The sequence below is a fragment of the Rathayibacter sp. RFBD1 genome, from assembly GCF_002932915.1.
Classification (GTDB): domain Bacteria; phylum Actinomycetota; class Actinomycetes; order Actinomycetales; family Microbacteriaceae; genus Rathayibacter.
On record NZ_PSWQ01000021.1, the window covers coordinates 179,526 to 205,611 of the forward strand.

Here is a 26,086-nt window from a genome sequence, read left to right on the forward strand (position 1 = left end):
GAAGACCGATGAAGACCCTCATCACCGGCGGGACGGTCGTCAACGCGACCGGCACCGGAGCCGCAGACGTCCTGATCGACGGCGAGACCATCGCCGCCGTCCTCGCCCCCGGCTCCACGCTGCTGGGCTTCGACCTGGCTGCCCACGTCGACCGGGTGATCGACGCGCGCGGCAAGTACGTGATCCCGGGCGGGATCGACGCGCACACGCACATGGAGATGCCGTTCGGCGGCACCTCCGCCTCGGACACCTTCGAGACCGGCACGCGCGCCGCGGCCTGGGGCGGCACGACGTCGATCGTCGACTTCGTGGTGCAGTACCCGGGCGAGAGCGTCGTCGACCGGTTCCAGGCGTGGCAGGAGAAGGCGGCCGGCAACTGCGCGATCGACTACGGCTTCCACCAGATCCTCTCGGACGTGCAGGACTCCTCGCTCGTCGCGATGGACGAGCTGATGCGCGAGGGGGTGACCAGCTTCAAGCTGTTCATGGCCTACAAGGGCGTGTTCCTCTCGGACGACGGGCAGATCCTCCGGGCGTTCCAGAAGGGCGCGGAGAACGGCGCGATGATGATGATGCACGCCGAGAACGGCGCCCTCATCGACGAACTGGTGAAGCAGACCCTCGCCGCCGGGAACACCGCGCCGTACTTCCACGGCACCTCTCGACCCTGGCAGGCGGAGGAGGAGGCGACGCACCGGGCGATCATGATCGCCGACCTCACCGGCGCGCCGCTGTACGTGGTGCACGTCTCCGCGAAGCAGGCGGTGGAGCAGATCGCGCAGGCCCGCGACCGCGGCATGAACGTCTTCGGGGAGACCTGCCCGCAGTACCTCTACCTCTCGCTCGAGGAGCAGCTCGGCGCGCCGGGCTTCGAGGGCGCGAAGTGGGTGTGCTCCACGCCGCTGCGCTCGAAGGCGGAGGGGCATCAGCACCACATGTGGCAGTCGCTCCGCACCAACGACATCCAGATGGTCTCGACCGATCACTGCCCCTTCTGCATGAAGGGCCAGAAGGACATGGGGATCGGCGACTTCTCGAAGATCCCCAACGGCATCGGCTCGGTGGAGCACCGGATGGACCTGATGTACCAGGGCGTGGTGTCGGGGCAGATCTCCCTGCCGCGCTGGGTCGAGCTCACCTCGACCACCCCGGCGCGGATGTTCGGGATGTACGGGAGGAAGGGCGTCATCCAGCCCGGGGCCGACGGCGACGTCGTCGTCTACGACCCGAGCGGGCACACCTCGATCGGGATCGGCGAGGGCCGAAGCCACCACATGAACATGGACTACTCGGCCTGGGAGGGCTTCGAGATCGACGGCCACGTCGACACGGTGATCTCCCGCGGCAGGGTCGTCGTCGACGACGGCTCCTACGTCGGCACGAAGGGCGACGGGGCGTACATCCCGCGCGGTCTGAGCCAGTACCTGATCTGAGCCGGCACCCGATCCGAGCTAGCACCTGATCGAGCAGAAGGAACCCCATGGACTTCGGAGTCGTCCTCCAGACCAACCCGCCCGCCTCGCGCACCGTCGCGCTCGCCGTCCTCGCGGAGACGCACGGCTTCGACTACGCGTGGACCTTCGACTCGCACCTGCTCTGGCAGGAGCCCTACGTGATCTACTCGCAGATCCTCGAGAGGACGCACCGGATCACGGTCGGCCCGATGGTCACCAACCCCGCCACGCGCGACTGGACGGTCATCGCCTCGCTGCACGCGACGCTCAACGAGATGTACGGGAACCGCACGGTGTGCGGGATCGGACGCGGCGACTCGGCGGTGAGGGTGACCGGAGGAGCTCCGACGACGCTCAAGACGCTGCGGGAGTCGATCCACGTCATCCGCGAGCTCGCCAACAGCCGTCCGGTCGAGTACAACGGCCAGACGCTGCAGTTCCCGTGGAGCCGGGGCTCGTCCCTGGAGATGTGGGTGGCCGCCTACGGCCCGCTCGCTCTGAAGCTCGCGGGCGAGGTCGGCGACGGCTTCATCCTGCAGCTGGCCGACGTGGACATCGCGCGCTGGATGATCGGCGCCGTCAAGGAGGCGGCGGCGAACGCCGGCCGGGATCCCGAGTCGCTGCAGTTCTGCGTCGCGGCGCCGATGTACATCGGCACCGACCGGGAGCACATGCGCGACCAGTGCCGCTGGTTCGGCGGGATGGTCGGCAACCACGTGGCCGACATCGTGGGCCGCTACGGCGCCTCCGGAGCGGTGCCGCAGGCGCTGACGGACTACATCGCCGGGCGCGAGGGCTACGACTACAACGAGCACGGCCGCGCGGGCAACAGCCACACCGCCTTCGTGCCGGACGAGATCGTGGAGCGCTTCTGCGTGCTGGGCACGGCGGACGAGCACGTCGAGAAGCTCCGGGCGCTCGCCGACATCGGCGTGACGCAGTTCGCGGGCTACCTCCAGCACGACAACAAGGAGGAGACGCTGCGCGTGTACGGCGAGCGGATCATCCCGGAGCTGCGCGAGCACATCGTGGCCCGCGCATGAGACCGGCCCTCGCGCGCGGGCTCGTGCTCGGCGCCGCCGGGCTGCTCCTGCTCGCGCTGGTGTGGGAGGGCTGGAAGGCGCTCGGGCCCGAGGCCGGGGTGGTCGTCGGAGGAGTCACGGTGCTCCCGCGCACGAGCGCCATCGCGATGCCCCACCTCTGGGAGATCGCGGCCCGGCTCGGCGAGCCGGTCACCGGAGCGCGGAACGCCCCGGCGCTGTGGTCGGCCGTCGTGGGGGCGAGCGCCTTCTCGCTCGGGATCGCCGCGGTCGGCTGGGTCGTCGGCACGGTCGTGGGGCTGCTCCTGGCTCTCCTGATGCAGCGGTTCCGCACGGCGGAGTCGGCGGTGCTGCCCTGGATCGTGCTGAGCCAGACGGTGCCCCTGATCGCGATCGCCCCACTGGTGCGGCGCTGGGGGTCGCAGCTCGAGCTCGGACCGGTGACCTGGGAGAACTGGATGTCGGTGGCCCTGATCGCCTCCTACCTCGCGTTCTTCCCCGTCTCGATCGGGGCGCTCCGCGGGCTCGGCTCGCCGACGGCCCACCAGGTCGAGCTGATGCACGTCTACGGCGTCGGCTGGTGGAAGACGCTGGTGCGCCTGAGGCTGCCGGCGAGCGTGCCCTACCTGCTGCCGGCCCTCCGGCTCGGAGCGGTCAGCGCCGTCGTCGGCACGATCGTCGCCGAGGTCTCGATCGGCCTGCGCGGCGGGATCGGCCGCATGATCATCGAGTTCGCCTCCGCTGCCGGAGGCGACCCCGCCAAGCCCTGGGCGCCGATCCTCGGGGCGGTGCTGGTGGGCCTCGCGGCCGCAGGCGCCGTCGCCCTGCTCGGCACCCTCCTCCGTCCGTACCGCCGAGGGGAGCAGCCCGCATGAGCACTGCAGGATCCGCGGTCGTCGTCGACTCCGTCACGAGGACCTTCACCACCGCCCGCGCCGCGAGCGTCACGGCGCTCCAGGACGTCTCGCTCGAGGTGGCCGCGGGGGAGTTCGTCTCGCTGATCGGCCCGTCCGGCTGCGGCAAGTCGACGCTGCTGCGGCTGATCGCCGACCTCGACGAGCCGGACTCCGGCTCGATCGCCGTGTTCGGCAAGACGGCCCGGCAGGCGAGGCTCGACCAGGACTACGGGATCGCGTTCCAGCAGGCGGGCCTCCTGCCGTGGCGCACGATCCGGGCGAACATCGCCCTGCCGCTGGAGCTGCACGGCGTCGCCGCGACCGCCCGGCGCTCGCGCGTCGACGAGCTGCTGGCGCTGGTCGGGCTCGGCGACTTCGCCGACTCCTACCCGGACCAGCTCTCCGGCGGGATGCAGCAGCGCGTCGCCATCGCGCGGGCGCTCGCCGAGAGCCCGCGCCTGCTCCTCATGGACGAGCCGTTCGGGGCGCTCGACGAGATGACCCGCGAGCGGATGCAGACGGAGCTGCTGCGGATCCGGCGCGAGACCGGCGCCGCCGTCGTCTTCGTCACCCACTCGATCCCGGAGGCGGTGTTCCTCTCGGACCGCGTCGTGGTGATGTCGCCGCGGCCGGGCAGGATCCGCGACGTCCTCCCGGTCGGACTCCCCGGAGCATCCGAGCGCGACGCGGCGGTCAGGGAGGACACGGCGTTCTTCCGCGACGTGAGCGCCGTGCGCGAGCTGCTGCACGGGGATCCCGCCGCCGTGCCGCGCGGGGTGGAGAACCGGTGAGCACGACCGCGCTGGCGCGCAGCGTGCTCGCGCCGGTCGTGCTCGGGATCGCCGCGGTCCTGCTCTGGCAGGCCGGGGTCACCGCTCTGGCGATCCAGCCGTTCGTGCTCCCGTCGCCGCTGGCGATCGGACGGAAGTTCGCCGCGAACCTCGGCTCCGTCGCCGAGGGCAGCGCGGTGACCGGCCGCAACGCGCTGGTCGGCCTGCTGGTCGGCGCGGTGCTGGCGGTCGTGGTCGCCGGGCTCTCGGCGCTCGCGCGGGTCTTCGACGGACTGGTCGCGCCGATCGTGGCCGCGGCCGCCGTCGTGCCGATCGTCGCCCTCGCTCCGGTGCTCTACACGATGTTCGGAGCGAACGCCGAGACCGCGAGGCAGCTCGTCGCGGCGCTCGCCGTGTTCGTGCCGGTGTACGTGACGACGCTGCGCGGGCTGCGGCAGGCCGCTCCGGTGCACCGCGACCTGCTGAAGGCCTACGCGGCGACCCCCTGGCAGACCGCCCGCACGATCACGCTGCCGGGAGCAGTGCCCTACGTCTTCACGGGGCTCCGCATCGCCTCCTCGCTCGCGGTGATCTCGGCGCTGATCGCCGAGTACTTCGGCGGACCCGTGGGCGGGCTCGGCAAGTCGATCACGACGGCGGCCTCGGGCAGCGACTACGCGCTCGCCTACGCCTACGTCCTGGGCGCTGTGCTCGTCGGCCTCGCGTTCTACTGCGTGACGGCCGCGCTCGAGGCGTTCGCGCTGCGCCGCAGCCGGCTGCGCTGAGCGCGGCGCCGCGCGTCCCCGCACCCTCCTCGATCCTCGATCCTTCTTATTCCCGACTCCCGATTCCCGATTCCCGATTCCCGATTCCCGATTCCCGATTCCCGATTCCCGACTCCACCCGACGCACCATCCGCACCGCCCGCATCATCAGCGCCACTTGCACCACAGCACCACCTGCACCGCCGCACCACGGGGCGCGCCGCACCGGCGACCCCGCAGACCGCACCAGGAGGACCCGTGACCAGACACACCCGCATCACCCTGACGACGACCGCCGCCTTCGCGGCCGTGGGCCTCGCGCTCACCGGCTGCAGCGCCTCCGGCGGCTCCGACCCGGGGTCGGATTCCAGCTCCGGCGGCCTCACGCCGGTCACCCTGCAGCTGCAGTGGGTGGCCCAGGCGCAGTTCGCCGGGTACTACGCCGCGCTCGACCAGGGCTACTACGAGGACGAGGGCCTCGACGTGACGATCGCCGAGGGAGGCGGCGACATCGTCCCCCAGGACGTGCTCGCCTCGGGCGACGCGGACTACGCGATCTCCTGGGTGCCCAAGGTCCTCGGCTCGATCGAGCAGGGGGCCGGGATCACCGACGTCGCGCAGATCTTCGAGCGCAGCGCCACCACGCAGATCTCCTTCAAGGACAAGGGGATCACCTCGCCCGCCGACCTCGCCGGGAAGAGCGTGGGCAGCTGGGGCTACGGCAACGAGTGGGAGCTGTTCGCCGGCATGCAGAAGGACGGCGTCTCCCTCGACGACATCTCGCTGGTGCAGCAGCAGTTCGACATGAACGGCTTCCTCGCGGGCGACATCGACGCGGCCCAGGCGATGACCTACAACGAGTACGCCCAGGTCCTCGAGACCGTGAACCCCGCCACAGGCGAGCTGTACCAGCCGGACGATCTGAACGTCATCAGCTGGAACGACGTGGGCACTGCGATGCTCCAGGACGCGATCTGGGCGGACGCGGGCAGGCTCGCCGACGACGACGCGTACGCCGAGCAGACGGTCGCCTTCATCAAGGCCTCGATCAAGGGCTGGATCTTCGCGAAGGACGATCCGCAGGCGGCGGCCGACATCGTGACCGCGGCCGGATCCACGCTCGGCACCAGCCACCAGCTCTGGATGACCAACGAGGTCAACAAGCTGATCTGGCCCTCGACGAGCGGCGTCGGGATGATCGACGAGGCCGCGTGGCAGCAGACGGTCGACATCGCGAAGGAGACGGAGAACGAGACGGGTGCGACGATCATCAGCGCGGACCCGCCCGCCACCGCCTACTCGAATGAGTACGTCGAGAAGGCGCTCGCGGAGCTCGCCGAGGAGGGAGTGGACACGAGCGGTGCCGACTACGCGCCGATCGACGTGACGCTGGAGGCCGGCGGCGCCTGAGCCCGGACTCCGCCCCTCCCGGCTCCTCCCTACCCCTCCCGCCCCGGAGGGGGCCGGGAGGGGTAGGCTGGACCCTCGTGACTACTTTCAAGAAGACGCCGTTCACCGTGAACGTGCGCGACCTCGTGAGGCGACCGGGCGAGATGCGCGAGCACCGCCTCGAGCTCGAGGCGCCGGAGCAGTTCGGCGAGGGGATCGTCGCGGTCCGCAAGGGATCGGCCGTCGATCTCGACGTCCGGCTCGAGTCCGTGCACGAGGGGATCCTGGCCAGTGTCGAGGTGTCGGCGAGGGCCGACGGCGAGTGCAGCCGGTGCCTGACCGACATCTCCCTGCCTGTCGATGTCGAGTTCCAGGAACTTTTCGCGTACTCTTCTGACGAAGCTTTCGACTATGAGGTTCACGACGACCACGTGGATCTTGAACCTCTGGTCAGGGATGCGGTGGTTCTGTCGCTGCCGTTCCAGCCGGTCTGCCGGCCGGACTGTCCGGGCCTCGACCCCGTCACGGGGGAGCGGCTGGCCGATTCCTCCACGCCCGAACCCGAGGCGCCGCGCGACTCCCGGTGGGCCGCGCTCGCAGGGTTGAGCGAGGGGGACGGCGGGGCCGCAGCGCTCGGAGCTTCCACCGACAGAGCTTCCGCAGACAGCGGTGAGGGCGCGACCGCCCGCACCGAATCCGACTAGAGGTAGAGAAGAGAGAATCATGGCTGTTCCCAAGAGGAAGAAGTCCCGCGCGAACACCCACGCCCGTCGTTCGCAGTGGAAGGCCGAGGTCCCCACCCTCGTCAAGACCATCGAGAACGGCAAGGTCGTCTACAGCCTTCCCCACCGCGCCAAGGTCGTCGAGGACTCCGCGGGCACCGCGCTGTTCCTCGAGTACAAGGGCCGCAAGGTCGCCGACGTCTGATCCCGCTCCTGGTCCGCACGGCGCGGGGCGCACCGCCCCTCGACGAACGGACCGCGGTCCATGGTGAACCAGACCTCCGCACGACCCTCCAGCGACGACCGGTCGCGTCTGGAGGCCACGCTCGGCGTGAGCCTCGACGGTGAGCTCTTCGAGCTCGCCCTGACGCACCGGTCGTTCGCTTTCGAGCACGGCGGCATCCCGCACAACGAGCGCCTCGAGTTCCTCGGCGACTCGATCCTCGGGCAGGCCGTGACCGTCATGCTCTACACCGAGTACCCCGCCCTCAGCGAGGGCGACCTGGCCAAGCGCCGGGCGAGCCTCGTCTCGACCGTGGCGCTCGCAGAGATCGCCCGCGGCATCGGCCTGGGCGAGTTCCTCCGCCTCGGACGCGGCGAGGAGCTGACCGGCGGCCGCGACAAGGCGTCGATCCTCGCCGACACCGTCGAGGCCATCATCGGCGCCGTCTACCTGGGCACCGGTCCCGACGCGGCCCGCGACCTGGTGCTGCGCCTGATCGCTCCTCTAAGGGCCGATCCGCTCCGCTTCGGCGTCTCGATGGACCCGAAGACGAGCCTCCAGGAGGCGGCCGCCGAGCGCGGTGCGCCGGCCCCGCGCTACGAGATCGCCGCCACCGGCCCCGACCACAACAAGGTGTTCGTCGCCACCGTGATCGTCGGCGGACTCGTCACCGCCCGCGGCGAGGGGACGAGCAAGAAGGCGGCCGAGATGGCCGCCGCGCTCGACGCGTGGACGCGTCTGGCGGCCCCCGGCGCACCCGCCGCTCCCGCGGTCTCGGACTGACCGTGCCCGAGCTGCCCGAGGTCGAGGTGGTGCGGGCGGGCCTCGCTCCCGCGGTCACCGGCTCCCTGGTGACCGGCGTCGAGATCGTCGACGAGCGCTCGCTGAAGCGGCACGTGCATCCGCACGGGACCTTCGAGCGCCTGCTCGTCGGGCGCCGGCTCGAAGCGGCGGTGCGGCGCGGGAAGTTCCTCTGGCTGCCCGCGGGCCGCGACGAGGCGCTGCTGGTGCACCTCGGCATGAGCGGTCAGGTGCTGCTGCGCACGGCGGATGCGGCGCTGCCGCGGCTGGCGCGCATCCGGATCGGGATCGAGCACCCCGAGCACGGCGAGCTCGCCCTGCACTTCGTCGACCAGCGGATCTTCGGCTCGATGGCGGTCGACGCTCTGGTGCCGACCCCGGACGGAGCGCCGGGCGGCTACGCGGGCGAGGAGGTCCGCGGAGGCGGCTGGCTGCGCGCCGTGCCCTCGCAGGTCGCGCACATCGCCCGCGATCCGCTCGACCCCTCCTTCGACCTGGGCTCGGTCGTCGCGTCGCTGGCGAGGAGGAGCAGCGGGATCAAGCGGGCGCTGCTCGACCAGACGCTCGTGAGCGGCATCGGGAACATCTACGCGGACGAGTCGCTGTGGGCGGCGGAGCTGCACCCGGAGCGGCCGAGCTCGTCGCTCGGCGAGGCGCGCATCCGCCGCCTCTTCGCCGAGGTGCGCTCGGTGCTCGAACGGGCGCTGGCCGAGGGCGGCACCAGCTTCGATGCGCAGTACGTGAACGTGAACGGTGCCTCCGGCTACTTCTCGCACAGCCTGCACGCCTACGGGCAGACGGGGAAGCCGTGCGCCCGGTGCGGCGCGGCGATCGTGCGGGTGCCGTTCATGAACCGCTCCTCGCACCTCTGCCCGCACTGCCAGCAACTGCCGCGCTGACGCGCCGGGAGGCGCCGCCTCAGGCGGCGGCGTCGGCGGGCGCCGGAGCGTACCGGGAGTGGACGACGAGCTCGCCCAGCAGCGTCGCGACGAGCGTGATGACGGCGGCTATCGCGAGGCCGAGCCAGAGCCCGACCAGCAGGGCGAGCGCGCCGACTCCGGCACCCGCGGCGATCAGGACGATCGCGGCCGCGCGGCGGAACCACGGCTGACCGGAGCCTCCCGCCAGGCGGGAGTCCGCGGCGAGGCCGGTGATCGTCGAGGTCACGACGACCGTCGTGACGTCCTTGACGGCGAGGTGGCGGGCGGTCGCGGCCTGGAGGCCCATCGCCCCGCCCAGCACGCCGGTGACGGTGAAGGCGAGCGGCTCGGGGTGCTCGGGCACGACCGCGAGCACGATCGCCAGGACGCCGAGCAGGATGCCGACCACCGCGAAGAGCCAGGTCGAGCGCGAGGTCCAGCCCTTCTTCACCGGGCGGAGCACCCGGCCGCCGATCACGGCGCCGATCATGAAGGCGCCCAGCGCGATCAGGGGCCCGACCACGGGCAGGTCGGCCGCGCCGGAGAGGGCCATGCCGAGGATGACGACGTTGCCGGTCATGTTGCCGGCGAAGACGCGGTCGAGCCCGAGGTACCCGACGGCGTCGATGATGCCGGTCGAGAAGGTGAGGGCGAGCATCAGGCCGAGGGTCGCGCCCTCGGAGCGGGTGCGCAGGCGTCGGAGCACAGGAGTCCTGTCGTCGGGGGCGGGTCTGGAGAATCGTGGCACACGCGTGCACATGCTCGAAACACGGCGCGGTTAGGGTCGGACGGCGCGGACGGGCCGCGCGGGAGGCGGACGCGCATGCGGTGGACGGAGTGGGCGGTGCAGCCCGGTGAGGGAGTGCCGCCGGGGGTGGACTACCTGCCGGCCGAGCCGGGTTCGGTGCTGTGGGGGCGCCTGCCGTGCGCGGCGGACGCCCCCGTGCTCACCGTCGACTCGGGGGCCGAGGTCGTCATCGACACGCTCAGCCACGAGGGCGTGCTGGAGGACCAGGGCCGCGATCCGGTCGCCTTCTTCGGCCGCCACGGAGTCGCTCCGGAGGGGGTGCTGCGCGACGCGGTCGCGCTCGCCGCGGACGGGCCGTTCCGCGACGGCGAGACGGACGGGCCGCACGTGGTCACGGGGCCGATCGCCGTCCGGGGAGCGCTGCCGGGGGACCTGCTCCGGATGACCCTCCTCGAGGCCGAGCCGCGCGTGCCGTACGGAGTCGTCTCGAACCGGCACGGCCGCGGGGCGCTGCCGGGCGAGTACCCGCTGCAGGAGGGGCCGTTCAGCGTCTTCGCGCGCGTCGACGAGGACGCGCAGGGCGGTCTCCGCGGCGTGATCCCGCTGGTGCCGGGAGGAGAGCGGGCCGCCCGGTTCCCGCTCCGGCCGTTCCTCGGGATCATGGGCGTCGCCGTCGCAGGGGAGGAGCGCCCGCACTCCGTGCCGCCCGGTGCGCACGGGGGCAACATCGACATCGCACTGCTGACCGCCGGAACCAGCCTCTACCTTCCCGTGCAGGTCCCGGGCGCGCTCGCGTACGTCGGCGATCCCCACTTCGCGCAGGGCGACGGCGAGGTGGCGCTGACGGCGATGGAGGCGAGCCTGCGCGTCCGGGTGCGCCTGGAGGTCGTCCCGCGCGCCGAGGCGCTCGCGGCGTTCGGGGAGCTGCTCGGGCCGATGGGGGAGACCGGCGAGTTCCTCGTGCCCACCGGGATGGACGAGGACCTGGACGTCGCCGTGCAGAAGTGCGTCCGCGCGGCCATCGCGCTGCTCGCGGCCCGCTACGGGATGGACCCGGCTCACGCCTACGCCTACCTCAGCGCGGCGACCGACTTCGACATCTCGCAGGTCGTCGACCTGGTGAAGGGCGTGCACGCCCGCGTCCGGACGGCCGACTTCGATGACTGACCCGCGGGTGACGACGCTCGAGGGCGACCTGCCGGACGGGCTGGTGGACGCGGTCCTGGCGTACGAGGCGGCGCTCGGGGCTGACGACGTCGCGGCGCTCGCCGACGCGTTCGTGGACGCGCCGACGACGCTCCGGGGCGACGCCTCCGGACTGCTCGTCGGCCACGCGGTCATCACCGGCTTCCGGGGTCGTCGCGGCGGGGCGCCGGTGCGGGAGCTGGTCGAGCTGCACGTGCGGGCGGTCGATGCGGACACGGCGCTCGTGGTCAGCGTGAACGCTCCGGCCCGTGGCGGGCGCGGGCTCGTCACGCAGCTGTGGTCGCGCGAGGGCGGGACCTGGAGGGTGCGCGCCGCGCAGGTGCAGGCGCCCTCGCCCGCGCTGGACCCCCGCGTCTGGCGCGCCGTCGGCGCGCCGCTCGTGCCGGCCGCCGGCTCCGGGACCCTCGACGGACTGGACGTCGCGGTCAAGGACCTCTTCGCGATCGAGGGCCAGCGGATCGGCGCGGGAGTGCCGGCCCGCCTCGCTTCCGCGCCGATCGAGGCGGCGACCGCTCCGGCCGTCGCGCAGCTGCTCGCAGCGGGAGCGTCGGTGCGCGGGATCGCTCAGACCGACGAGTTCGCCTACAGCATCGCCGGCCGGAACTCCGGCTACGGGACGCCGCCCAATCCGGCCGTGCCCGGAGCGATCCCGGGCGGATCGTCGAGCGGACCGGCGACCGCCGTGTCGCTCGGGCAGGCCGCCGTCGGGCTGGCGACCGACACGGCGGGATCGATCCGGGTACCCGCCTCCTATCAGGGCCTGTGGGGGCTGAGGACGACCCACGGTGCGGTGCCCGTCGAGGGGCTGCTGCCGCTGGCGCCGAGCTTCGACACCGTCGGGTGGCTGACGCGGGACCTCGGCACGCTGAGGCGGGTGGCCGAGGTCTGCCTGCCGTCCGGCCCGCCGGTGCGGAGTCTCGCGGTGGCGCCGGCACTGCTGGCCGGAGTGGACGCGGCCGTCCGGGCGGCGTTCCGATCGGCCGTCGAGAGGATGAGCGCCGACGAGGTCGAGCTGCCGCCCGTGGCGGAGATGCTCGAGGCGTTCCGGCTCGTGCAGGCGGCGGAGGCGTGGCGGTCGAGCGGCTCGTGGGTCGCGGCGCATCCGGGAGTGCTGGCGGCGGACGTCCAGGCGCGCTTCGATGCGGCCTCGCTCGTCGACGAGCAGACGGAGGCGGCCGCGCGGGCGCGGGTCGCGGGGTTCCGGGAGGCGCTCGACCGTGCGCTCGAGGGGCGGGTGCTCCTCCTGCCGTCGACGTCGTCGGTGGCGCCGGCCCTCGATGCGTCGGCCGAGGCGATCGACGCGGCGCGGACGGCGACGCTCGGCCTGACCTGCGTCGCCGGGATCGGCGGGTATCCGGCGCTGTCGGTGCCGCGATTGAGTGTCGGCGGCGCTCCGGTGGGGCTCTGCCTGGTGGGACCGCGGGGGTCGGATCTCGCGCTGCTGGATCTGGCCGGCACGCTCTGAGAGGGGCCACGCCCGGAGCTCGTTCTCTCCCTCGTCGCGAATCGGCTCCTTCCGCCGTCAGAACGGGGGCGGCGCATCGCTGAAGCTCGGGCTGCGCCGCGGCGGGGCTGGCGGCGCGGGCGGATCGGGTGGACGGGTGACCACGCGGCGGCCCGTGGGGTGGTCCAGTCGGCCGATCCGTCGGGGTGGAGCGTGTAGGTTCAGCGGTCGCCGTGGCGGACGTGGTGGTGGGCGACGCAGAGCGACGCCAGGTTGTCGAGGGCGGTGGCGACTCCGTGACGCCACTCGAGCGTGTGGTCGGCCTCGGCGGTCGCCGCGGGCCGGGTGCAGCCGGAGAAGCGGCAGGTCCGGTCGCGCAGCTGGAGGGCGAGGCGCATCCGCGGGGGAGGGAGGCGGTGCGTGCGTCCGACGGAGACCACGGCGCCCGTGCTCGGATGGGTGAGCACCGGGGTGACGGCCGAGTCGGCTCCGAGGAGCTCGCGCGCGACGCCGGCCGGGATGAGGCCGTAGCCGTCCAGTTCCGCGGGCGTCTCGTCCCGCCCGGGCGCGGTGCTCGCGGCGAGGGTCAGACGCACCTCGGCCCTGATGCCGCGGACGGCCGTAAGCGGCCGCTCGTCTCCCGGCGCTGTCCCGGTCACGTCGCCGTCGCAGAGCATGTCGACCAGGGCGTCGGCCCGCAGCTGCGCGAGCGTGCGCTCCTCCGCTGCACCGCTCCCGTCGCCGTTCCCGTCGCGGAGGGTGCGGGCGATCCGGTCGAGCCGCGCGAGCGCACCGAAAGCGGCCGGAGCGGGGAGGGTCGCGCAGAGCGTGGCCATGCCGTCCTGCTCGGGCGAGACCCGGACCGACCGGTGCTCCCGAGCGCGGGCGTGCCGGTCGGCCAGAGGACTCTCGTGGAGCTCGTCCCGCAGCCGGGCGAGGCGTCGCCGCAGCTGGGTCGGCTTCATCGAGGCGGCCAGTCCCGCGGCGCGCTCGTCGAACTCCGGGAGGGAGGCCGGCGGCAGGGTGGCCGCGACTCCGCAGATGATCTGCCCCGCCTCCCAGCGCGACCGCGCCTCGGCCAGCGCGGCGCGCGTGCAGGGCAGGTGGTCGACCAGCAGGCGGGCGTGCTCGAGGTCGCGCGCGGCCACCCGCTCGGACACGGCGAGCGCGACGGCGAGCTCGGCCCGGACGGAGCGCTCCACGAGGTCGCGCGACTCGGCGGGAGACTTGCCGCGGGCGAACGCCTCCGGGCGACGCAGAGCAGCCCTGTACGCCTCGTGCAGCGCCTCGGCGGAGGCGAGGTGGAGCGGAGCCGCGGAGCGGGCGAGCAGCGCCGCGCGGCCGCCGAGGGCGCGGACCTCCTCGAGTCCCTGCCGCATCCCATCCGCCATACCCGTATTGAACCAGCGACCACCGACACGCGGGCAGCAGATGCGCCCGATCGGGAGGACCCGCTTCCGGAAGACGTCTGTGGAGGAGCGTCTGTCGAGAATCTCGACCCCCGCCACACCGCGAAACACCGGCGAAACGTCCGTCGCATAGGCTCTCCGGGTGAAACGACTGTTTCTCTCCCGCTCGTGAAGAGGTGGCCCATGACCGCGCCCGCACCGTTCCTCCCCGTCGATCCGCCGCCGCGCCTGCTGATGGGGCCGGGCCCGATCAACGCGGATCCGCGCGTCCTGCGTGCGATGTCGGCGCAGCTGGTCGGGCAGTACGACCCGTTCATGACGGCGACGATGACGGAGACGCAGGAGCTGTACCGGCAGGTGTTCCGCACCCGCAACGAGAAGACGATGCTCGTCGACGGCACGAGCCGTGCGGGCATCGAGGCGGCGCTGGTCTCGATGCTGGAGCCGGGCGACCGCGTGGTCGTGCCGGTCTTCGGGCGGTTCGGGCACCTCCTCCGGGAGATCGCGGAGCGCTGCGGCGCGGAGGTGCACGTGATCGAGGCCGAGTGGGGGCAGGTCTTCCCCGTCTCGGCGATCGCCGAGGCCCTGGCCCGGGTGAAGCCGAAGATGCTGGCCGTGGTCCACGGCGACACGTCGACCACCATGGCGCAGCCGCTGGAGGAGCTCGGCGCCCTCTGCGAGAAGCACGGCGCCCTCTTCTACACCGACGTCACCGCCTCCCTCGCGGGCAACGCCTTCGCGACCGACGAGCTCGGGCTCGACGCGGTCACCGCGGGGCTCCAGAAGTGCCTGGGCGGCCCGTCCGGATCGGCTCCCGTCACCTTCTCGGAGAAGGCCGTCGCGGTGATCGAGTCGCGCAGGAGCATCGAGGCGGGGATCCGCGACGAGGGCGACACTGTCAGCGCCCGCCGCGTCCGCTCCAACTACTTCGACCTCGGGATGATCTTCGACTACTGGGGGCCGCGCCGCCTCAACCACCACACCGAGGCGACCACGATGCTCTACGGCGCGCGCGAGTGCGCCCGCATCGTCGTCGAGGAGGGCCTGGACGAGACGGTCGCCCGCCACGCGCTGCACGGGTCGGCGATGCTCGCCGGAGTCCGCGGCCTCGATCTCGAGGTGTTCGGCGACGTCGGGCACAAGATGACGAACGTCGTCGCGGTGCGCATCCCGCAGGGCGTGAACGGTGATGCGGTGCGCGGGGAGATGCTCGCCGACTTCGGCATCGAGATCGGCACGTCCTTCGGGCCGCTGCACGGGAAGGTCTGGCGCATCGGCACGATGGGCTACAACGCCCGGACGGACGCGGTGCTGACCACCCTGGCGGCGCTGGAGGCGGTGCTGCGCCGCGCGGGCGCCTCCGTGCCGGTGGGCGGCGGAGTCGCGGGGGCCTACGAGGTCTACGGGGCGGCACGCGCATGACCGGCACCACCACGGACCCCGCCACCACGACCGCGCCCCCCGCCGCCACCGCCGCCCCCGCCCTCGACGCCGCCGCGATCATGGCCCGCTGCGACGAGCTCGCCGCGGTCTCCTCCAGCCGCGACGGCATCGAGCGGGTCTACCTCTCGCCCGAGCACGCCCGGGTGAACGCGATGGCCGCGCGCTGGATGACCGAGGCGGGCATGCGCACCTGGCAGGACGCGGCCGGCAACCAGTGCGGCCGCTACGAGGGCGCGACTCCGGGACTCCCGGCGCTCCTGCTCGGCTCGCACCTCGACACGGTGCCCGACGCGGGCCGCTACGACGGGATCCTCGGCGTGATGCTCGCGATCGCCGTGGTGTCGCGCCTGCACGGGGCGGGCCGGCGCCTGCCGTTCGCCGTCGAGGTCGTCGCGTTCGGCGACGAGGAGGGCACCCGCTTCGGCACGGCGCTCCTCGGCTCCCGCGCCCTCGCCGGCACCTGGGACGAGCACTGGTGGGAGCTCGAGGACGCCGACGGGACGACGCTCGTCGAGGCGTTCCACGAGTTCGGGCTGGACCCCTCGCGCATCCGCACCGCCGCGCGCGACGCGCAGGACGTTCTCGCCTACCTCGAGGCGCACATCGAGCAGGGCCCCTACCTGGAGGAGGCGGACCGCGCCCTCGCCGTGGTCTCCTCGATAGCGGGCGCCCGCCGCTTCGCACTCACCCTCACCGGCAAGGCCGGGCACGCGGGCGGAGTTCCGCTCGACCGCCGCCGCGACGCGCTCACCGGGGCGGCCGAGGCCGTGCTCGCGGTGGAGCGCATCGCGCGGGAGCAGGGCGTGATCGCCACGGTCGGCCGGCTCGAGACCTTCCCGGGCGCGGTCAACGTCATCCCCGGCCGGGTCGAGTTCAGCCTCGACCTCCGCGCCGAGACCGACGCCCAGCGCGACGCGGCGTGGGACGCCATCGAGCACGCGATGTCGGAGTCGGCGTCGCGCCGCCGTCTCGCGCTGACGGTGGAGGAGACCCATTCGGCCCCCGCGGTCGTCGCCTCCTCCCGGCTGCAGGACGTCGTGCGGGCGGGCATCCGCGCGACCGGGGACGCGGAGCCGATGGTGCTGTTCTCCAAGGCCGGCCACGACGCGATGGCGGTCGCCGACCTCGCCGAGTACGCGATGCTCTTCCTCCGCTGCGAGGGCGGCGTCAGCCACCACCCGGACGAGAACGTGTCCGAGGCCGACGTCGCGACCGCGCTCGACGCGTTCGAGGCGGCCGTGCTGGCACTCGCCGACGGGAAGCCGACCGCGTGACCCCCGCCCCGGCCCCCTCGACGAGCATCGGCCACCGCATCGATGCCGGCTACGCCGCGCTGTCGCGGCAGGAGCAGCGGGCGGCCGACTTCATCCTCGACCACCTCGGCGACCTGGCCGTCTACACGGCGACCGAGCTCGCCCAGCACAGCGGAGTGTCCAAGGCCACGGTCTCGCGGCTGTTCCGCCGCCTGGGGTTCTCGAACTCGCAGGAGGTGCGCGAGCACGCCCGGGCACTGCGGTCCTCCGGTGTGCCGGTCGGTCCCGCGCAGGGGCAGGGGGATCCGCTCGCCGCGCACCTCGAGAGCGAGCGGGCGAACCTGGCCCGGCTGGCCGCCGCGTTCGGCGACGGGCGGCTGGAGGAGGCGGTGCGGCTGATCGCGGGAGCGCGCGAGGTCGTCGTGATCGGACTGCGCAACAGCTACCCGGTGGCGCTGCACCTGCGCCAGCAGCTCGCCCAGGCGCGCGGACGCGTCCGGATCGCCCCGCAGCCCGGCCAGTCGCTCGGTGAGGAGCTCGAGGGGCTCGGAGCCGAGGACGTCGTGGTGCTGGTCGGCTTCCGCCGCCGCCCCGCCTCCTTCGCCGCCCTGATCGGGACGCTCGCCGCGCGCGAGGTGCCCGTGGTGCTCCTCGCGGATCCGCCCGCCCGGCGCTACGCGGAGCACGCGGCGGTCTGGCTGGAGTGCCCGGTCGACAGCGGCACGGCGCTGGACAGCTACGCGGCGGCGATGAGCGCGGTCGCGCTCGTGGCCTCCGGAGTGCTCGGCGCGTCCCCGAGGGAGTCGCGCGAGCGGATCGCCGGGATCAGCACGGCCTACGCGGAGCTCGCCGAGCTGGAGGACCGGCCGTGAGCGAGGCGGCGGAGCTGATCCGCGCGCACGCCAAGGACCCCGTCGGGCAGGCCGACCCGACTCCGGCCCTCGGCCGGGCCGAGCTGATCACCCCCACCTGCGGCGACCGGATCGAGCTGCGCGTCGACGGCGGTGCGGAGCAGGTGCGCCTCGCCTGGAGCGGGCGGGGGTGCGAGGTCTCGCGGGGATCCGCGTCGCTGCTCGTGGACGGTCTCGACGGGCTGCCGGCGTCGGACATGCGGGAGCGGATCGACGCGTTCCTCGCGGCGATGGCGCACCGGGAGGGTGCACTCGCCGGCGAGGAGCAGGCGCTGCTCGCAGTGGCGGGCAACCCCGTCCGCTCCGTCTGCGCGACGCTGGCCTGGCGGGCGCTGGCCGCCGCCCTCGACGACGCGGGCCTGGCGTGAACCGCTCAGTCCGGCCCGTCGCGGTCGGCTCCCGACCACAGATCGCCGCACTCCACCCCGCGCGCGCCCCTCGCGCGGAGCAGGTCGCGCGCGCCGGAGTCGCCGTGCACGCCCTCGAGGAGCTCCGGCCAGTGGTCCCGTCCCAGCAGCACCGGATGACCGGGCCGACCGCGGAAGACCGCGCGGGCGAGCACGTCCGGCGCGACCGGCGCCTCCGCGAGCAGCCGGGCCCCCACGCTCGGCGGCTCCTCGGGCAGGTCGACCAGGGCGACCAGCGCGGCAACGCCCTCGGCCGCGGCGAGACCCGCGCGGAGCGACGCCGAGAGGCCGCTCTCCCACTCCGCCGCGACGACCACGTCCGCGGACGGCGGCACCAGGAGGCGCGCCCGTCCGGCCTCCGCGCCCAGGACCACGAGCACCCGCTCGCAGCCCACCGCGCGGAGCCTCTCGACGGCTCGCTCCACCCAGGGAACTCCCGCCGCGTCGCACCGCAGCGCCTTCGGGCCGCCCGCCCGGCGCCCCGCACCCGCCGCGAGCACCAGCCCGACGAGGTCCCGACTCCCGACCAGATCCATCCGACCATCGTGCCGCAGGCCGAGCCCCTGCTCCGCCGGACGAAGGAGACCGCATGACCGACACCCGATCCGAGACCGCCCGCGACGTGCTGCTCGCGTGCCTCGCCGTGCCCCGCTGGGCCGAGGAGGTCGCCTCCGGCGCGCCCTACCCGTCGGCCGACGCGCTCGCCGACGCGGCCGAGCGGGCCGCGCGCACGCTCACCGAGGAGGAGGTGGAGGCGGCGCTGGCCGACCACCCCCGGATCGGCGAGCGGCACGCGGGCGCGGGGCGCTCCTCCGCGTTCTCGGCCGCGGAGCAGGCGGCGAGCCGCACGGGCGACGAGGAGCTGACCCGGCGGCTGCTGGCCGGCAACCGCGCCTACGAGGAGCGGTTCGGGCGCGTGTTCCTCCTCCGCGCGGCCGGCCGCGACCGGGCCGAGGTCGTCGCGGAGCTGGAGCGGAGGCTCGGGCTCGACGACGAGACGGAGGCCCGCATCGTCGCGGAGCAGCTGCGGGAGATCACGGTGCTGCGCGTCCGCGGCCTCGACGACGGGCGCCTCGTCCGGGCGGAGGCCGCACGATGAGCGGGCACGCCAGCCGCGTCACCACCCACGTGCTCGACGCCGTCCGCGGCCGCCCCGCGCGAGGGGTCCCGGTGGCTCTCGACGCCCGTGCCGGCTCCGGCTGGGAGCGCCTCGCCGAGGCCCGCACCGACGACGACGGCCGCGTGGCGGCCTTCGGGCCGGAGCGCCTGGCCGCCGGGGTGCACCGGGTCGTCTTCGACACCGGCGCCTGGTTCGCCGCCTCGGGCACCGAGTCGTTCTACCCCGAGGTCGTCGTCGCCTTCCGCCTCGACGACGAGGAGGCGCACTTCCACATCCCGCTCCTGCTCAGCCCCTTCGCCTACTCGACCTACCGGGGCAGCTGATGCAGCTGCAGGACGTCCTCGACGCGCCGCAGCTGCGGCTGCGCGTGCTGGTCGCCGGCGACGGAGCGCTCGCCCGGCCGGTCGACGGCATCTTCACGACCGATCTCCTCGACCCGCGCCGCTACATCTCGCGCGACCAGCTGGTGCTGACCGGTCTGGTCTGGCGTCGGGACGCCCAGGACAGCGCGGCCTTCGTCGCCGCGGTCGCGGACTCGGGTGCCAGCGCTCTGCTCGCCGGCGAGGGGCTGCTGGGCTTCGTGCCGGACGACCTCGTCGTCGCCTGCCGCGAGCACGACGTCCCGCTGATCGCCGTGCCGGCCGATGTGTCGTTCGGCGCGATCACGGCGCACCTGTCGAACGCTCTCGCCGGCGACCGCGTGGCCCGGCTGACGGCCGCCCTCGCCCGCCAGCGGGAACTGCTGACGGAGGTCTACCGGGGGCAGCAGCTCGACGAGCTCGTCACGCGCACCTCGCGCGAGCTCGGACTCCCCGTGTCGGTGCTGACCGCCACCGGCCGGACCGCGGCCTCCGCCTCGCCCCTGGGGCTGGGGGAGATCGAGCGGGTCGTGCACGCGGCGCTCACGGCCCGGCGCAGCCCGGTCGTGGTCGCGGACGCCCGCGGCGGCGCCCTGTCGGTCCTCACCGTCGCCGGAGCGGGCGAGCACCGCGCCACCTCCTGGCTGGTCGTCGTCGGGGGCGACTGGAACGACTGGTCCGCCGCTGTGCTGGACGCCGTGACCGAGCTCGCCGGAGTCGTGGGGGTCTACCGGCTGCAGCGGGAGGCGGCGCTCTCGGCCGACTCCGCTCTCGCCGACCGCCTGCTCGAGCTCGTGGAGGAGGACAGCGAGCAGCCCGAGGCCGCGGTGTACCTGCGGCAGCTCGGACTCGGCGGCGCCGGGCGGTGCGCCGTGGTCGCCGCCGAGTTCGAGGGCGACGCGCCCCCGGACCTGGCGCGCCGTGTCCTGGTCGACGCCGCCGCGCACCTGGGCCGCGCCGTGGTCGGACGCGACGCCCAGGGCTGCGCGGTGGCGGTGCTGCCCACCGAGGCGACCGATGCGATCCCCACCGGCGCGGATCCGCTCGCCGTCGTCACCTCGGCGCTGCGACGAGCGGGAGCCGCGTGGCCGGGCGCCGTGCTGCGCGTCGGGACGAGCGCCGCGACTCCGCTGCCCGCGCTCGGCGGCGCCCTCCGCTCGGCACGCTACGGGATGCTGCTGCCGGGCTCTCCGGGCGACGACGCTCCGGTGCGGGTCAGCGACTCCGGGGAGGTCACCTCCGCCGTGCAGCTGCTGAGCGCGGTCCCCGACCACCTGCGCTCGGTGTTCGTCGAGCTGGTGCTCGGGCGGCTCGTCGAGCACGACGCGCGCTACGGCTCGCAGCTGGTCGCCACGCTCGCGGCGTTCCTCGACTGCGGCGGCTCGTGGGTGCGCACGGCGGAGCAGACGCACCTGCACCTGAACACGGTGCGGTACCGCATCGCGAGGGTGGAGGAGCTGACGCAGCGCGACCTGTCGGACACCGCGGACCGCGCCGACCTGTTCCTGGCGCTGCGCCTGCGCTGACGGCCGGGTGCGCGCGGTCCGCACCGCGCTTCCCGGGCCGGCCCCGTCACTCCGGAGCCACGATCCGCCTGCCCCGGACGTGCACCGCGGCGATCGCCGGCTCGCGCAGGGTCATCAGCAGGGCGAAGAGCAGCTGGGCCGTCGCCTCCTCCTCGTCGTCCGCGCGGATCCCGTGGGCGAGGACGTCGGCGAGCGGCTCCCACCGGTCGGGCTCGATGCGGAGGAAGTCCGCGTCCTTCCCGGGGTCGAGGCTGCCGAACCGCTCCTCCTGGTCGAGCGCCCGCGCGCCGGCGAGCGTCGCCGTGAACAGGAGCTCGGCCGGATGCAGGGCGACGGCCGCGTCGCCGGGCTCCGAGAGGTGCACCTTGAAGGCGTCGTTCGCCACTCGCGCCAGCAGCCACTCGTCGCCCGCGCCCACGTCCGAACCGAGGGCGACGGTGACCCCCGAGGCGACGGTCCGGCGCCAGGGCATGGTGCCGGAGCCGAGGAACTGCTGCGAGGTCGGGCAGTGGGCGATCGAGGTGCCGGTCTCCTCCATCCGGTGCAGCTCCGCGTCCTGGCAGTGCACCGCGTGAGCGAGGATCGTGCGCGGCCCGAGGAGGGAGGAGCCGCCGCGCGCGGAGCCGGGCAGGAAGAGCCCGTCGTAGGTGTCGAGGTAGCTGCGGGTGCCGTACGAGCCGAGCACGGCGGCGATCTCGCCGTCGCCGGGCCGGTCGTTCTCGTTGAGGTGGCTGTGCACGTAGACGCCACGTCCGCGGACGTCGTCGTAGAGGTCGCCGAGCGCTCCGAGGGTCCGGGGAGTGACGGACAGCGAGAACCGCGGGACGAGCGCGACCTGCAGGAGCGGGTTCCTCCCGTGCCAGCGGTCGATCTCCTCCGACGCGAGCGTCAGCGCCTCCTCCTCCGAGGTGATCAGGGGCGCCGCCGAGGCCGGGCCCGTGGTCTGGATCCCGCGCCCCGACACGATCCGCAGCCCCGCCTCGCGGGTGCGCTCGAAGAGGGCGTCCTGCGCGGCCGGGAACGCGGAGCCGAAGACCATCGCGGCGGTCGTGCCCGCGGCCACCCGCCGCCGGGTGAAGGCTCGCGCGACGACGTCGGCGAACTCCGGGTCGGCGAGCCGCGCCTCCGTCGGGAACACCGTCCGGTCGAGCCACTCGAGCAGCTGGCCGCCGCCGAAGCCGTCGGTCGAGAACGTCTGGGGGAAGTGCACGTGCGCGTCGACGAAGCCGGGCAGCAGGATCGACGCGGCGTCGCCGGAGACCGGCAGGAGAGCGAAGCGGTCCGGCAGCTCGCGGTACGGACCGACCCAGGCGATCGTGCCGTCCTCGTCCACGGCGAGAGCGCCGTCCGGGATCGACACCAGCGACTCCCGCGCGGTCGCGAGCGTCGCACCCCCGGCGACGTGCAGCACGTGCCCCCGGTGGACGCCCCCGGCGCCGGTCACACCAGGCCCGTGTAGGCGGTCCAGGCGGATCCCGCGGGCGGCGCGTCGTCGCGGGTGACGCTCGCCTGGATCAGCCCGTAGGGGCGGTCGGCGGCGTGGAAGACCTCGTTGTCGTTCTCGACGCCGAAGGGCGAGAGGTCGTAGACGAAGTGGTGCTTGTTCGGCGCGGAGAGACGGATCTCGACGATCTGCGGGTACTCCTCCAGGACCGCCTTCCCCATCTCGAAGAGCGTCTGCTGGAGGGCGAGGGAGTGCACGGTCGCGAAGCGGCTCGTCATGAGCGCCTTGACGCCCGCGTAGACCGCCTCCCAGTCCATCGCCGCGATCTCGTCCTCGCTCAGGGCGAAGCGCCACTTCGCGACCAGCGAGGTCGCCATCACCCGGTCGTTCGTCGGCTGGAGGACCGTGTACGGGTCGGTGAGGAAGCCGTGGAACTCGCTCCCCGTGGACTTCAGGATCGTGAGGTCCTTGAAGCCGCCGGTGATCCAGATCCGCCGCTCGTCGCCCGAGCCCTCGACCGTGACCGACGCGATCCGCGTCTCCTGGCCCTTCCGGACCCAGGTGTGGTCGTGCTCGCGCCCGTCCACCAGCACGCGCTCCCAGGCGAACTCCTCGATCTCGATGCGGGCGCCGTGGACGGGCTCGTAGCCGTCGACGAAGTGGCGGGCCAGCTCGAGGCCGTAGGGCTCGATCGAGCGCAGGCCCTTCTGCTTGGCGAAGGCGTACGCCGTCTGCTTCTGCGTGTCCGTGGGCAGGACGGCCGACTGGTCGCCCTCTCGGTGCGCGGCCTCGAAGTCGCCGCGGAGGGCCGTGGAGACGTTGACGTCGTGGATCTCGTGCCGCGGGGTCTCGCGGTAGATCCGCACGACGCGGTTCTCGGCCTTCCCGTACTGGTGGTCCCCGAGGATGATCGACATGTCCGCTCCTGTCCGTTCCGTGCGGCCGGGCCCGGTCACGCGGTGGTGACCGTCCTGCTCGCGGCTCCTGCGAGCCCGTCTGCCAGCCTCGCGCCTGCCGGGGGCTCCGCGCACCGGCGGAGCATCCCGAGGAGCCGCCGCCGGGACTCCGAGTCTTGTGCGATCCGCCCGCTCCGCGGCTCCGACCCGCCTCCGTTCACACACTCGAAACCTGCCGATGACACGGCGGCGCTCGGCGTGAGCGGGGGAGCACCCCCGAGGTGTCGTCAGGGAGGCGGGGGATCGGCGGATCGAGGTCAGGGGCGGGTGAGGAGGCGCCCGGCGGGCGGGACCGTCTCGGCGGTGACGCGTCGGCCGCCCACCCAGGTGGCGGCGACGGCGCCGCGGAGGACGCGGCCCTCGTAGGCCGAGACGGGGTTCCGGTGCGAGAGGGCGTCGACGTCCACGCGCCACTGCGCCTCCGGGTCGAACGCGACCAGGTCGGCATCGGACCCCGCGTGCAGCAGGCCCTTCTGGCCGAGCCCGGCGAACGCGGCGGTCGCCGTGGACATCCAGGCGACGACCTGCTCGAGCGGGATGCCCCGCTCGCGGGCCCCGGTCCAGACCGCGCGGAAGCTCAGCTCGAGTCCCGAGATCCCGCCCCAGGCGACGCCGAAGTCGCCGCCGGCGGGGAGCTTCAGCTCGGCGGTGGCGGGGGAGTGGTCCGAGGCGATGATGTCGATCGTCCCGTCGAGCAGCCCCTTCCAGAGCTGCTCGCGATTGCGCTCGTCGCGGATCGGCGGGCAGCACTTGAACTGCGTGCCGCCGTCGGGGATCGAGCCGGCGTCGAAGGTGAGGTAGTGCGGGCAGGTCTCGGCGGAGATCGGCAGCCCCTCGGCCTTCGCCTCGCGCAGGAGCGGCAGCGCGTCGGCGGAGGAGAGGTGCAGGATGTGCGCGCGGCAGCCGGTCTCGCGGACGGCCTCGATCACGTGCAGGATCGCGCTGCGCTCGGAGGCGGGCGGGCGGGAGTCGACGAACGCGCCGTAGGAGGCGCCGGGCTCCAGCGCGCTCGCCTCCAGCTCGGCCGGGTCCTCGGCGTGCACGATCAGCAGTCCGTCGAAGGCGGCGATCTCGCGCATCGCCTCGACGAGCTGCTCCCGGCTCAGGTGCGGGAACTCGTCCACGCCGCTCGGCGAGAGGAAGCACTTGAAGCCGAAGACGCCCGCGTCGTGGAGCTCGCGCAGCGTGCCGAGGTTCGAGGGGATCGCCCCGCCCCAGAAGCCGACGTCCACCTGCGCCTGCGGCCCGGCGGCCGCGCGCTTGGCCTCGAGCCCCGCCACCGTGGTGGTCGGCGGGATCGAGTTCAGCGGCATGTCGATGATCGTGGTGACGCCCCCGGCGGCGGCCGCGCGGGTGGCGGAGGCGAAGCCCTCCCACTCCGTGCGGCCCGGCTCGTTGACGTGCACGTGGGTGTCGACGATCCCCGGGATCAGGACCTGGCCCTCGGGGAGGACGATCTCCTCCGTGGTCCGCCAGGGGGCGTCCCGCTCGCCGACCGCGACGATCAGGCCCTCGGCGATCGCGATGCTGGCCGGACGCCGGCCGTTCTCGGTCAGCACGTCGGAGGCGCGGATCACGAGGTCGAGGAAGGGAGCGTCGTCAGGCATGGATCGACCCTATACTCGGCATGTTTCCTGCGTGTGAGCGCCCGTCGGCGGCTCCGCCCGGCCTCCCCGCAGCCCCGGCGCCGTCGCCTCCCGTCCGAGAAGAGGAGGCCGTCGTGCTCGACATCGCCGACCCCCTGCTCGAGCGCGTCGAGGCGGGCGGGAGCGTCGCGGTCGTCACGGTCACGCACGTCTTCGGCTCGGCTCCCCGCGCTCTCGGGTCCTCGATGGCGGTGGACGCGGAGGGGCGCGCGATCGGCTCGATCTCCGGCGGCTGCGTCGAGGCGCAGGCGTACGCGCTGGCCCAGGAGGTGCTCGGCACCTCGGGCAGCGCGTCCGAGCACTTCGGCTTCGACGACGAGGCGGCCTTCGCCGCGGGCCTGTCCTGCGGGGGGCAGCTGCGCGTGTTCGGCCAGGTCGTCGACTCCGGCTCCACCGCGGTCCTCGCCGAGCTGCGCGCCGCCCGCGCCGGCCGCTCGGCCGCGCTGGCGATCGTCGTCGGCGGCCCGGAGGAGCTGATCGGCCTCGTCCTCACCGGAGCGACGCGCCTCCAGGACGTCGTCGGCCCGCACCTGGACGAGGACACCGCCCGCCGCATCCTCGCCGAGCGCGAGGCGCGCCTGGCCTCCGGCCGCTCGGCCGCGGTCGAGACCGCCTGCCGGAGCGCCGAGCTCGAGATCGCCTACATCGTGCACGCCGAGCGGCCGCGCCTGCTGATCTACGGCGCCGTCGACTTCTCCGCCGCGCTCTGCTCCGCCGGATCCCTGCTCGGCTACCGCGTGACCGTCTGCGACGCGCGTCCGGTGTTCGCGACCGCCGAGCGCTTCCCCGGCGCCGACGAGGTCCTCGTCGAGTGGCCGTCCGACCACCTCGCCCGCGCCGAGGTCGACTCGCGCACCGTGATCGCGGTGCTCACGCACGACGAGAAGTTCGACATCCCGCTGCTCGAGACCGCGCTCGCGCTCCCGGTCGCCTACGTCGGCGCGATGGGATCGCGGCGCACCCACGAGCGGCGGCTGCGGCTGCTGCGCGAGGCGGAAGTGACGGAGGAGGCGCTCGCCCGCCTGCACTCGCCGATCGGCCTGGACATCGGCGCGTCGACGCCGGAGGAGACGGCCGTGTCGATCCTCGCGGAGGTCCTCGCCGCGCGCACGGGGACGTCCGGGGAGCCGCTCGCGGGGCGCTCGGGCCCGATCCACGCGGCGCGCTGAGCCGCACGTCCTCCCCTGACGGCGCGCCGTCGTGATCGCGCCGGCCTGCTCGCACTCCGGCGGGAA

26 protein-coding genes are annotated in these 26,086 nt (G+C 73.7%); 20 read left to right on the plus strand and 6 right to left on the minus strand.

What is annotated here, in order from left to right; genetic code table 11:
- The first annotated feature begins 8 nt into the window (after positions 1–8).
- The 10 genes from hydA to mutM all read left to right on the plus strand — a co-directional run bounded on the left by hydA (position 9) and on the right by mutM (position 8,958).
- Entirely contained in the window at positions 9–1,433 is a 1,425-nt protein-coding gene (gene hydA, locus C5D50_RS11285) for a dihydropyrimidinase (RefSeq protein ID WP_104223477.1), read from the plus strand.
- Positions 1,434–1,480: 47 nt separating this feature from the next.
- The gene (locus C5D50_RS11290; protein WP_104226663.1) at positions 1,481–2,497 is read left to right on the plus strand and encodes a TIGR03842 family LLM class F420-dependent oxidoreductase; all 1,017 of its coding nucleotides are present in this window, start codon (positions 1,481–1,483) and stop codon (positions 2,495–2,497) included.
- Positions 2,494–3,369, plus strand: coding sequence for an ABC transporter permease (locus tag C5D50_RS11295; RefSeq protein ID WP_104273343.1), 876 nt, complete (start codon positions 2,494–2,496; stop codon positions 3,367–3,369). Before C5D50_RS11290 ends, C5D50_RS11295 begins: the two co-directional genes overlap by 4 nt.
- Positions 3,366–4,181: an ABC transporter ATP-binding protein gene (locus C5D50_RS11300; protein WP_104234205.1), complete on the plus strand. Its 816-nt coding sequence runs from the start codon at positions 3,366–3,368 to the stop codon at positions 4,179–4,181. Before C5D50_RS11295 ends, C5D50_RS11300 begins: the two co-directional genes overlap by 4 nt.
- Positions 4,178–4,945: an ABC transporter permease gene (locus C5D50_RS11305; protein ID WP_104283528.1), complete on the plus strand. Its 768-nt coding sequence runs from the start codon at positions 4,178–4,180 to the stop codon at positions 4,943–4,945. Before C5D50_RS11300 ends, C5D50_RS11305 begins: the two co-directional genes overlap by 4 nt.
- A gap of 237 nt (positions 4,946–5,182) precedes the next feature.
- The gene (locus tag C5D50_RS11315) at positions 5,183–6,334 is read left to right on the plus strand and encodes an ABC transporter substrate-binding protein (RefSeq protein ID WP_219814713.1); all 1,152 of its coding nucleotides are present in this window, start codon (positions 5,183–5,185) and stop codon (positions 6,332–6,334) included.
- A 143-nt stretch (positions 6,335–6,477) separates the two neighbouring features.
- Positions 6,478–7,017: a DUF177 domain-containing protein gene (locus tag C5D50_RS11320; RefSeq protein WP_104283535.1), complete on the plus strand. Its 540-nt coding sequence runs from the start codon at positions 6,478–6,480 to the stop codon at positions 7,015–7,017.
- 19 nt (positions 7,018–7,036) lie between these two features.
- Positions 7,037–7,240 carry a 50S ribosomal protein L32 gene (rpmF, locus tag C5D50_RS11325; protein WP_104223482.1) on the plus strand — a complete coding sequence of 68 codons (204 nt, stop codon included), beginning with the start codon at positions 7,037–7,039 and terminating at the stop codon, positions 7,238–7,240.
- Positions 7,241–7,300: 60 nt separating this feature from the next.
- The gene (gene rnc, locus C5D50_RS11330; RefSeq protein ID WP_104250952.1) at positions 7,301–8,041 is read left to right on the plus strand and encodes a ribonuclease III; all 741 of its coding nucleotides are present in this window, start codon (positions 7,301–7,303) and stop codon (positions 8,039–8,041) included.
- A gap of 2 nt (positions 8,042–8,043) precedes the next feature.
- Positions 8,044–8,958: a bifunctional DNA-formamidopyrimidine glycosylase/DNA-(apurinic or apyrimidinic site) lyase gene (gene mutM, locus C5D50_RS11335; protein ID WP_104283536.1), complete on the plus strand. Its 915-nt coding sequence runs from the start codon at positions 8,044–8,046 to the stop codon at positions 8,956–8,958.
- Between the two features lie 19 nt (positions 8,959–8,977).
- On the opposite strand, the gene C5D50_RS11340 is transcribed toward mutM, so the two are convergent.
- The gene (locus C5D50_RS11340; RefSeq protein ID WP_308470800.1) at positions 8,978–9,685 is read right to left on the minus strand and encodes a YoaK family protein; all 708 of its coding nucleotides are present in this window, start codon (positions 9,683–9,685) and stop codon (positions 8,978–8,980) included.
- A 117-nt stretch (positions 9,686–9,802) separates the two neighbouring features.
- Between C5D50_RS11340 and C5D50_RS11345 the strand changes: the two genes are divergently transcribed.
- Together C5D50_RS11345 and C5D50_RS11350 are read left to right on the plus strand one after the other, a co-directional pair.
- The gene (locus C5D50_RS11345) at positions 9,803–10,894 is read left to right on the plus strand and encodes an acetamidase/formamidase family protein (protein WP_104226656.1); all 1,092 of its coding nucleotides are present in this window, start codon (positions 9,803–9,805) and stop codon (positions 10,892–10,894) included.
- Positions 10,887–12,398, plus strand: coding sequence for an AtzH-like domain-containing protein (locus C5D50_RS11350; RefSeq protein ID WP_104283533.1), 1,512 nt, complete (start codon positions 10,887–10,889; stop codon positions 12,396–12,398). The genes C5D50_RS11345 and C5D50_RS11350 overlap by 8 nt, the downstream gene beginning before the upstream one ends.
- 200 nt (positions 12,399–12,598) lie before the next feature.
- Here the strand turns inward: C5D50_RS11350 and C5D50_RS11355 are convergent, their stop codons facing one another.
- A complete protein-coding gene (locus C5D50_RS11355) occupies positions 12,599–13,756 on the minus strand; it encodes an HNH endonuclease signature motif containing protein (protein ID WP_181137341.1) in 1,158 nt (385 codons plus the stop codon).
- A 213-nt stretch (positions 13,757–13,969) separates the two neighbouring features.
- Between C5D50_RS11355 and C5D50_RS11360 the strand changes: the two genes are divergently transcribed.
- From C5D50_RS11360 to C5D50_RS11375, 4 genes are read left to right on the plus strand one after another with little or no spacing between them, the layout of a single operon-like run.
- Positions 13,970–15,208, plus strand: coding sequence for an alanine--glyoxylate aminotransferase family protein (locus C5D50_RS11360; RefSeq protein ID WP_258062256.1), 1,239 nt, complete (start codon positions 13,970–13,972; stop codon positions 15,206–15,208).
- Entirely contained in the window at positions 15,205–16,503 is a 1,299-nt protein-coding gene (locus tag C5D50_RS11365) for an allantoate amidohydrolase (RefSeq protein WP_104289009.1), read from the plus strand. Before C5D50_RS11360 ends, C5D50_RS11365 begins: the two co-directional genes overlap by 4 nt.
- A complete protein-coding gene (locus C5D50_RS11370) occupies positions 16,500–17,354 on the plus strand; it encodes a MurR/RpiR family transcriptional regulator (protein ID WP_219812189.1) in 855 nt (284 codons plus the stop codon). Before C5D50_RS11365 ends, C5D50_RS11370 begins: the two co-directional genes overlap by 4 nt.
- The gene (locus C5D50_RS11375; RefSeq protein ID WP_104260556.1) at positions 17,351–17,761 is read left to right on the plus strand and encodes an iron-sulfur cluster assembly scaffold protein; all 411 of its coding nucleotides are present in this window, start codon (positions 17,351–17,353) and stop codon (positions 17,759–17,761) included. Before C5D50_RS11370 ends, C5D50_RS11375 begins: the two co-directional genes overlap by 4 nt.
- Positions 17,762–17,766: 5 nt before the next feature.
- Here C5D50_RS11375 and C5D50_RS11380 read toward each other — a convergent pair whose 3' ends face one another.
- Positions 17,767–18,336, minus strand: coding sequence for an NTP transferase domain-containing protein (locus C5D50_RS11380; protein ID WP_104234583.1), 570 nt, complete (start codon positions 18,334–18,336; stop codon positions 17,767–17,769).
- A 53-nt stretch (positions 18,337–18,389) separates the two neighbouring features.
- Here C5D50_RS11380 and uraD point away from each other — a divergent pair, with 53 nt between their 5' ends.
- From uraD to C5D50_RS11395, 3 genes are read left to right on the plus strand one after another with little or no spacing between them, the layout of a single operon-like run.
- Positions 18,390–18,899 carry a 2-oxo-4-hydroxy-4-carboxy-5-ureidoimidazoline decarboxylase gene (uraD, locus tag C5D50_RS11385; RefSeq protein WP_104283538.1) on the plus strand — a complete coding sequence of 170 codons (510 nt, stop codon included), beginning with the start codon at positions 18,390–18,392 and terminating at the stop codon, positions 18,897–18,899.
- On the plus strand, positions 18,896–19,243 hold the full coding sequence (gene uraH / locus C5D50_RS11390; protein WP_104239680.1) for a hydroxyisourate hydrolase: 348 nt from the start codon (positions 18,896–18,898) through the stop codon (positions 19,241–19,243). The genes uraD and uraH overlap by 4 nt, the downstream gene beginning before the upstream one ends.
- Positions 19,243–20,805 carry a PucR family transcriptional regulator gene (locus C5D50_RS11395; RefSeq protein ID WP_104283539.1) on the plus strand — a complete coding sequence of 521 codons (1,563 nt, stop codon included), beginning with the start codon at positions 19,243–19,245 and terminating at the stop codon, positions 20,803–20,805. The genes uraH and C5D50_RS11395 overlap by 1 nt, the downstream gene beginning before the upstream one ends.
- A 46-nt stretch (positions 20,806–20,851) precedes the next feature.
- Here the strand turns inward: C5D50_RS11395 and C5D50_RS11400 are convergent, their stop codons facing one another.
- The 3 genes from C5D50_RS11400 to allB form a co-directional block, all read right to left on the minus strand.
- Entirely contained in the window at positions 20,852–22,249 is a 1,398-nt protein-coding gene (locus tag C5D50_RS11400) for an amidohydrolase family protein (RefSeq protein ID WP_104283540.1), read from the minus strand.
- Positions 22,246–23,166, minus strand: a complete 921-nt coding sequence (gene pucL / locus C5D50_RS11405) for a factor-independent urate hydroxylase (RefSeq protein ID WP_104283541.1) — start codon at positions 23,164–23,166, stop codon at positions 22,246–22,248. Before pucL ends, C5D50_RS11400 begins: the two co-directional genes overlap by 4 nt.
- A 296-nt stretch (positions 23,167–23,462) precedes the next feature.
- Positions 23,463–24,812: an allantoinase AllB gene (allB, locus tag C5D50_RS11410; RefSeq protein WP_104283542.1), complete on the minus strand. Its 1,350-nt coding sequence runs from the start codon at positions 24,810–24,812 to the stop codon at positions 23,463–23,465.
- A gap of 113 nt (positions 24,813–24,925) precedes the next feature.
- Between allB and C5D50_RS11415 the strand changes: the two genes are divergently transcribed.
- Positions 24,926–26,020 (plus strand): XdhC family protein, encoded by a 1,095-nt coding sequence (locus C5D50_RS11415; RefSeq protein ID WP_104283543.1) that lies wholly within the window; start codon positions 24,926–24,928, stop codon positions 26,018–26,020.
- Positions 26,021–26,086 lie beyond the last annotated feature (66 nt).

Coding starts and splice junctions, on each gene's coding strand:
- pucL (WP_104283541.1), bottom strand. CDS start 23,166: ATGTCGATCATCCTCGGGGACCACCAGTACGGGAAGGCCGAGAACCGC.
- rnc (WP_104250952.1), top strand. CDS start 7,301: ATGGTGAACCAGACCTCCGCACGACCCTCCAGCGACGACCGGTCGCGT.
- C5D50_RS11300 (WP_104234205.1), top strand. CDS start 3,366: ATGAGCACTGCAGGATCCGCGGTCGTCGTCGACTCCGTCACGAGGACC.
- allB (WP_104283542.1), bottom strand. CDS start 24,812: ATGCCTGACGACGCTCCCTTCCTCGACCTCGTGATCCGCGCCTCCGAC.
- C5D50_RS11395 (WP_104283539.1), top strand. CDS start 19,243: ATGCAGCTGCAGGACGTCCTCGACGCGCCGCAGCTGCGGCTGCGCGTG.
- C5D50_RS11380 (WP_104234583.1), bottom strand. CDS start 18,336: ATGGATCTGGTCGGGAGTCGGGACCTCGTCGGGCTGGTGCTCGCGGCG.
- C5D50_RS11360 (WP_258062256.1), top strand. CDS start 13,970: ATGACCGCGCCCGCACCGTTCCTCCCCGTCGATCCGCCGCCGCGCCTG.
- C5D50_RS11365 (WP_104289009.1), top strand. CDS start 15,205: ATGACCGGCACCACCACGGACCCCGCCACCACGACCGCGCCCCCCGCC.
- C5D50_RS11350 (WP_104283533.1), top strand. CDS start 10,887: ATGACTGACCCGCGGGTGACGACGCTCGAGGGCGACCTGCCGGACGGG.
- uraH (WP_104239680.1), top strand. CDS start 18,896: ATGAGCGGGCACGCCAGCCGCGTCACCACCCACGTGCTCGACGCCGTC.
- hydA (WP_104223477.1), top strand. CDS start 9: ATGAAGACCCTCATCACCGGCGGGACGGTCGTCAACGCGACCGGCACC.
- C5D50_RS11290 (WP_104226663.1), top strand. CDS start 1,481: ATGGACTTCGGAGTCGTCCTCCAGACCAACCCGCCCGCCTCGCGCACC.
- C5D50_RS11320 (WP_104283535.1), top strand. CDS start 6,478: ATGCGCGAGCACCGCCTCGAGCTCGAGGCGCCGGAGCAGTTCGGCGAG.
- C5D50_RS11345 (WP_104226656.1), top strand. CDS start 9,803: ATGCGGTGGACGGAGTGGGCGGTGCAGCCCGGTGAGGGAGTGCCGCCG.
- C5D50_RS11295 (WP_104273343.1), top strand. CDS start 2,494: ATGAGACCGGCCCTCGCGCGCGGGCTCGTGCTCGGCGCCGCCGGGCTG.
- uraD (WP_104283538.1), top strand. CDS start 18,390: ATGACCGACACCCGATCCGAGACCGCCCGCGACGTGCTGCTCGCGTGC.
- rpmF (WP_104223482.1), top strand. CDS start 7,037: ATGGCTGTTCCCAAGAGGAAGAAGTCCCGCGCGAACACCCACGCCCGT.
- C5D50_RS11355 (WP_181137341.1), bottom strand. CDS start 13,756: ATGCGGCAGGGACTCGAGGAGGTCCGCGCCCTCGGCGGCCGCGCGGCG.